The following is a 7,307-nucleotide window of genomic DNA, read 5'->3' as shown; positions in this document are numbered from 1 at the left end:
AGAAGACGGCAACAAACCTGGCAAAGAAGATGGCAACAAGCCTGGTAAAGAAGACGGCAACGGAGTACATGTCGTTAAACCTGGTGATACAGTAAATGACATTGCAAAAGCAAACGGCACTACTGCTGACAAAATTGCTGCAGATAACAAATTAGCTGATAAAAACATGATCAAACCTGGTCAAGAACTTGTTGTTGATAAGAAGCAACCAGCAAATCATGCAGATGCTAACAAAGCTCAAGCATTACCAGAAACTGGTGAAGAAAATCCATTCATCGGTACAACTGTATTTGGTGGATTATCATTAGCGTTAGGTGCAGCGTTATTAGCTGGACGTCGTCGCGAACTATAAAAACAAACAATACACAACGATAGATATCATTTTATCCAAACCAATTTTAACTTATATACGTTGATTAACACTTTCTTATTTGAAATGATAAGAATCATCTAAATGCACGAGTAACATCTTTTGTTGCTCAGTGCATTTTTTATTTTACTTACTTTTCTAAACAACTTCTGAAGCGCCTCAACACTTTCTACTCTAATTACATATACGACATTTTTAGACATTAAAAAATCGAACTAGACAAGATGCTCAATGCATTTCGTACTAGTTCGATTCATGAATAATTAGATTTAAAATGTCATTTGAATCCAAGTGACAACATTATTTATATTTAGAATATTAACGTTAGTATAAACGTCCAAACACAAATAAAGGCAACAAATATAATACTGTATTTTAACGTCATTTTTAATAATGCAGACTCTTCACCAACTTTTTTAACAGCTGCAGTCGCAATGGCAATTGATTGTGGTGAAATAAGTTTCGCTGCTACACCACCTGCAGTGTTAGCTGCCACAAGTAATGAACCGCTTGTTGAAATTTGTTGTGCCACTGTCGCTTGAATAGGTGCGAATAAAGTATTGTTATTTACAACTGAACCAGTCATAAACACACCAATCCAACCTAATACTGGAGAGAATAATGGGAAAATTGCTCCCGCTTTAGCAATACCTTGTCCAATTGCTACAGTCAAACCACCGTATGTCATAACTTTAGCAATAGCTAGGATAGCTGAAATTGTAAGGATCGGTAACCATAATTCTTTAATTGCTTCGACCAATAAAGCACCTGCACTTTTCCATTTTAACTTCGTAATTAAAATTGTAATAATTACTGTTAATAAAATCGCTGTCCCAGTTGCACCAATTAAATCGAGACGCAACGCAATTCCTTTAGGCGATAAATCACTCACAGTATTTGGAATTGGCAATTTTATTACTAGACTTTCAAGTGCACCTCCAGGTTGGAATAATTTTTTGAAGAATGGTGCACTCCATACTAATACAAAGGCAGTTAAAATGACGAACGGACTCCAAGCAAAGACAATTTCTTTAGGCGTTCGTTTTTGAATTTTATGTTCAGACGCTTCCAATCTGAAAATGTTTTTCGGTTTAAATTTACGACAAACAAATGCTAACACCACCATTGTTGCTAGTGATGGGATAATGTCTGCTAGTTCTGGACCATGGAATATTGTTAATAATAATTGTAATCCAGTATATGTACCACTCACTGTTAAAATGACAGGTAAAATTTCTTTAATACCTTTCATACCATCTACAATGAATACTAAAACAAATGGAATAATAAAGTTTAAAATTGGAAGTGTTAATGCTGAGTATCTCGCAACATCTAATGTTGTAACGCCTCCACTTAAGTTAAACGTATCAATAATACTAACTGGTAAACCAATTGCACCAAAGGCACCCGCCGCACCATTAGCAATTAAACATAACATCGCTGCTTTTAATGGTTCAAATCCAAGTTGAATCAATAACACTGCACAAATTGCAATCGGTACACCAAAACCTGCTGCACCTTCTAGAAATGCGTTGAAACAAAATCCAATTAATAATAGTTGGATACGTTGGTCTTCTGAAATGCTTGCAATACTATCTTGAATAATAGAAAATTGCCCTGTTTTAATAGAAACTTTATATAACCAAACTGCCATTAAAACGATATATCCTATTGGGAAAATACCGGCAACAACGCCTTCTGTAATCGCACCTGCTGATACACGCGCTGGTAATTCAAATACAAATAAAGCCACAATCAATGTAACAACCAAAGTTGTCAATGCTGCATAAATGCCTTTCATTTTAAAAACGGTTAAGCATAATAAAAATAAAATAATAGGTACTGCTGCAACTAAGGCTGATAATCCAACATTATCGAATGGATTTACAGTAAGTAGTGTCATAATGACTCCCTCTCTTTATATAAAATATTTATCATCCTGATTAATCTACACCCTATTTCAACTTATATTTTGCGATGATCACATATTTAAAATGTAACACTCCTATATGTGACAGGCAATCGAATTTTTACAAAAAGTTCACAAAATATACACAATATTTAACTATAATAAATAATATATCATTTTAATTATAAATACTAGATATTATTTATAATAATCTCAGGAATCCGCTTCAAAACTGCATCATGACAGTTTATATTTTTATTGAGAATCTCTCATTTTATGAATTGTAGGAAGTAAACAAAATATGACAAGCGTCAAACCAATGATAATGATAAATATCATATTAAACCATAGTAAATTGAATTGATGATGGTGTTGTATTTGCCAAATTTCTAATACTGTGAAGATAGACATATAGCTCATAATCTCTAAATTTAACGTACTTAAAAATAATTTAATCGCTCGAATTTCACGTGGTGTATGATTATAATGTGACCATTTGGCAAATCGTTCATAGTATCTACCTGCAATGAAAAATATAAGCCAAATCACTATAAATGCGCTATTAATCAAAAGCAGCACCCATTTATCAGCAAAGTTATCAGCATCCCCTGCTAAATTATAGTGAATAGGTACTTTGGTTGGTAATTTTGAATAGGTCACTACTGTATAGCACATCATAGCTAAGTAAATAAGTAGACTTAATATTGTAAAAGACCTGATTTTAGACATTCTATCGCCTCTCTCTTTACATTTTATGTATAACACTCTGCCTATTTTACCTTTTAATTACATTACCCCAAACGATTAAACAATATGTAATGATACTATAATTGCGTCAGGAGTATCCGCTTGTTAATTGTGCATAGCTTATATTTAGCTGTTTAACATGCCACATAATGATTCGAATTATTCCAAGTCCCGCACCTCAGAATCCAAAAACATTCGAGTGATAAAATTTTAAAAATCAAAAAATATAAAAAAGATCTAATTTCGTCAAATTTACCAATATAAATACTAATATTTGCAATTCACAAAGGGGTATAGTCTGAGTGTATTATAATACGAAAGGACTTGGTGGATATGTATTACAGTTATGGAAATTATGAAGCATTTGCGCGCCCTAAAAAACCTGAAAATGTAGAAAACAAATCCGCTTACTTAATCGGATCTGGTCTAGCTTCACTTGCTGCAGCTTGTTTTTTAATAAGGGATGGTCAAATGGAAGGTTCTAAGATTCATATTTTAGAAGAGTTACCCAAAGCGGGCGGTAGTCTTGATGGTGAAAATATGCCTTTAAAAGGCTATGTTGTCCGTGGTGGTCGTGAAACGGAGAACCACTTTGAATGTTTGTGGGATTTATTCAGATCTATCCCTTCACTTGAAATTGATCATGCGTCAGTATTAGATGAATTCTATTGGTTAAACAAAGAAGACCCTAACTATTCTCGTTGTCGTGTTATTGAGAAACAGGGTCAACGTTTAGTCACAGATGGAGATTTCACTTTGACTAAAACGGCGATTAAAGAAATTTTAGATTTATGCTTAACGAATGAAGAAGATTTAGATGATGTCAAAATAACAGATGTATTTTCCGACGATTTCTTTAATTCAAACTTTTGGATTTACTGGAAAACGATGTTTGCATTTGAACCGTGGCATTCTGCTATGGAAATGCGTCGCTATCTAATGCGATTCGTTCATCATATTGGTGGTCTCGCAGACTTTTCAGCTTTAAAATTCACTAAATATAATCAATATGAATCTTTAGTATTACCTATGGTTGAATATTTAAAATCGCATGGGGTTCAATTTGAATACGATGTAAAAGTAGAAGATATTAAAGTAGATGTTACGACAAGTCAAAAAATTGCCCGAGAAATATTAATTGACCGTAATGGTAATGCAGAATCTATTAAACTGACTATAAACGATCTTGTCTTTGTGACAAACGGTAGTATTACAGAAAGCTCTACTTATGGTGATAATGATACACCAGCGCCACCAACTGACGAATTAGGTGGTAGTTGGACACTATGGAAAAATTTAGTGCGACAAAGTCCTGAATTTGGTAATCCTGATAAGTTTTGCCAAAATATTCCCAAAAAAAGTTGGTTTGTTTCAGCAACATCGACAACAAACAATAAAGATATTATCGATACAATAGAAAGCATTTGTAAACGTGATCCACTTGCAGGTAAAACGGTTACTGGCGGTATTATTACAATCAATGATTCTGCATGGCAAATCAGTTTTACAATCAATCGTCAGCAACAGTTTAAAAACCAACCTAAAAATGAAATATCTACGTGGATTTATGCCTTATATTCAGATGTAAACGGCGATTATATTAAAAAGCCAATCACAGAATGTAGTGGTAATGAAATATGCCAAGAATGGCTGTATCACTTAGGTGTACCAACTGACAAAATTGAAGACTTAGCAAAACATGCATCTAATACGATTCCTGTTTATATGCCATATATTACCTCTTATTTCATGACGCGTGCTATCGGCGACAGACCTTTAGTCGTCCCGCATCAATCACAAAATTTAGCATTTATTGGTAACTTTGCAGAAACAGAGCGAGATACTGTATTTACAACAGAATATTCGGTTCGTACTGCCATGGAAGCTGTTTATCAATTACTAAATATAGATCGTGGTATTCCAGAGGTCATCAATAGTACATTTGATCTTCGCGTCTTAATGGATGCCGTATACGAACTGAATGACCATCAAGATTTGCGCGAGATTACTAAAGATTCGAAAATGCAGAAACTCGCATTAGCAGGATTCCTTAAAAAGATAAAAGGTACGTACATTGAGTCATTATTAAAAGAACACAGATTGTTATAACGAGGCACATTAAATCATGTCTATATGGTGATTTCAAATCATGGAGTGGGATAGAAATGATATGTTCACAAACTTTATTTCGTTATCCCACTCACATGATTTTTTTGATGACACATAATTGTATGATTGATTGCATCATTTTGTTAAACAAGTGATTGCAAATCTGCCATTTCACACTGAAAATTTACATAATAAGTGATGATATTTTACAAGTCATATACAAATAACATATATTGTTAAATAATTTTACCTAATCTTAACATTAAATTTACAATTATAAGCGATAATCTAAATATAAAGCTTATTTGAGGTGAAATAATGGAAATGTCGGTTACAGAAGTCATTTTCTCCTTTTTAGGTGGTTTAGGTATTTTCCTTTACGGCTTAAAAATCATGGGAGACGGGCTTCAAGCATCAGCAGGAGACAGGCTACGAGATATTTTAAACAAATTTACATCAAATCCAGTATTAGGTGTTATTGCAGGTATCGTTGTAACTATTTTAATACAAAGTAGTTCAGGTACGACAGTTATCACAATCGGACTGGTAACAGCTGGATTTATGACATTGAAACAAGCCATTGGAGTGATAATGGGTGCTAATATCGGAACAACGGTAACTGCATTTATTATCGGTATAGATTTAGGCGAATATGCAATGCCAATTTTAGCATTAGGTGCATTTTTAATCTTTTTCTTTAAACGCTCTAAAATTAATAACATTGGCCGCATACTATTCGGTTTCGGTTCTCTATTCTTCGGTCTAGAATTTATGGGTGATGCCGTTAAACCTTTAGCATCATTAGATGGATTTAAGCAATTAATGCTTGATATGTCTACAAATCCAATACTCGCTGTCATTGTCGGCGCAGGGTTAACAGCACTAGTTCAAAGTTCAAGTGCGACGATTGGTATTTTACAAGAATTTTATCAACAAGATTTAATTAGCTTAAACGCAGCAATCCCTGTGTTACTAGGCGATAATATTGGTACAACGATTACAGCTATCTTAGCTAGTTTAGCCGGCTCAATCGCTGCAAAACGTGCGGCGCTTGTACACGTCATCTTTAACTTAATCGGGGTAATTATCTTCACAATTTTCTTGCCAGTTGTGATTCACTTGATTAGTTTGTTACAAGATGTATGGCACTTAAAACCAGCGATGACGATTGCAGTATCACATGGTATCTTCAACATAACAAATACTTTGATTCAATTACCATTTGTAGCAGGTTTAGCATGGATAGTTACAAAGCTTGTCCCAGGTAAAGATATTGCTGATGACTATAAACCTCAGCACTTAAACAAAGATCTTGTTTATCACGCACCTGGTGTTGCATTACAAGAAACTCAAAAAGAATTACAAAATGTGGGTCAGATTGTCTTATCAATGTTTGAAGACATTCGCGAAATTACAAAAGACGACAAAAAATTAATCAAAAAGCTTGAACAAAAGCATCAAGCTGTTGAAACAATCAATGATAGTATTCGAAATTATTTAGTTAGAATTTCTACAAAAGCCATTACGAAGGCAGACGTTGAGCGTTTAGCAGTTATGTTTGATGTCAATCGCTCTATTTTAAAAGTAGCAGAGCTAACAGAAGAGTATGTCGCTCAATTAAAACGCCAACATGATGAAGATATTCGCATTACAGAAGATGCACAACGCGGTATGGATAAATTATTCAACCATGTTGCTGAGTCATTTGATAAAGCCATCGACATGTTAGATGTTTATGACAAAACGAAAAAAGATGAAATTGTAGAACGTAGTAGAGAATCATTTAATATTGAACATAAACTACGCAAAGGTCATATTAAACGCCTTAATCGTGGTGAATGTACAACAAAAGGCGGATTACTATATATCGATATGATTGGTGTTCTTGAACGTATCGGTTATCATTCACGAAATGTTTCTGAAGCACTTGTTGGTCTTAACGATGATGTACCTACAGATGAAGAAATTGCAACAACTGAAATTTAATTTTTAATGTCTTATTTATATTCATACCTTATATAAAAATTAGAACTTAATATGCTTATACAAAGCCAATCCAACATTCATGGGTTGGCTTTTTTGTTTAGCAAACTTTATTATCTTAAATCGGCTATAAACACTGATATAATAATGCTTCATTAGTATGCGGTAAGCATGACGGACACTGTTCTC

General features: G+C 33.8%; 4 protein-coding genes and 1 pseudogene. 3 read left to right on the top strand and 2 right to left on the bottom strand.

All coding sequences use genetic code 11. The features are described from left to right. Window positions 1-352, top strand: a pseudogene (gene spa, locus JV528_RS13115) (staphylococcal protein A); the annotation flags it as partial. Between the two features lie 328 nt (window positions 353-680). Here the strand turns inward: spa and JV528_RS13110 are convergent. Then, window positions 681-2,273 carry an L-lactate permease gene (locus JV528_RS13110; protein WP_000173891.1) on the bottom strand — a complete coding sequence of 531 codons (1,593 nt, stop codon included), beginning with the start codon at window positions 2,271-2,273 and terminating at the stop codon, window positions 681-683. Between the two features lie 261 nt (window positions 2,274-2,534). Next, window positions 2,535-3,008: a DUF1648 domain-containing protein gene (locus JV528_RS13105; RefSeq protein ID WP_000036329.1), complete on the bottom strand. Its 474-nt coding sequence runs from the start codon at window positions 3,006-3,008 to the stop codon at window positions 2,535-2,537. A 351-nt stretch (window positions 3,009-3,359) separates the two neighbouring features. Between JV528_RS13105 and JV528_RS13100 the strand changes: the two genes are divergently transcribed. Continuing rightward, window positions 3,360-5,135, top strand: coding sequence for an oleate hydratase (locus JV528_RS13100; RefSeq protein ID WP_204254846.1), 1,776 nt, complete (start codon window positions 3,360-3,362; stop codon window positions 5,133-5,135). A 324-nt stretch (window positions 5,136-5,459) separates the two neighbouring features. After that, on the top strand, window positions 5,460-7,121 hold the full coding sequence (locus JV528_RS13095) for a Na/Pi cotransporter family protein (protein WP_001791319.1): 1,662 nt from the start codon (window positions 5,460-5,462) through the stop codon (window positions 7,119-7,121). Window positions 7,122-7,307 lie beyond the last annotated feature (186 nt).

Source organism: Staphylococcus sp. GDB20D11A (assembly GCF_016893255.1).
GTDB lineage: Bacteria > Bacillota > Bacilli > Staphylococcales > Staphylococcaceae > Staphylococcus > Staphylococcus aureus.
This window is presented reverse-complemented; position numbering and strand designations above follow the sequence as displayed.

Excerpts from the sequence above, each read along its gene's own strand:
- JV528_RS13095 (WP_001791319.1), top strand. The coding sequence starts at position 5,460 with ATGTCGGTTACAGAAGTCATTTTCTCCTTTTTAGGTGGTTTAGGTATT.
- JV528_RS13105 (WP_000036329.1), bottom strand. The coding sequence starts at position 3,008 with ATGTCTAAAATCAGGTCTTTTACAATATTAAGTCTACTTATTTACTTA.
- JV528_RS13100 (WP_204254846.1), top strand. The coding sequence starts at position 3,360 with ATGTATTACAGTTATGGAAATTATGAAGCATTTGCGCGCCCTAAAAAA.
- JV528_RS13110 (WP_000173891.1), bottom strand. The coding sequence starts at position 2,273 with ATGACACTACTTACTGTAAATCCATTCGATAATGTTGGATTATCAGCC.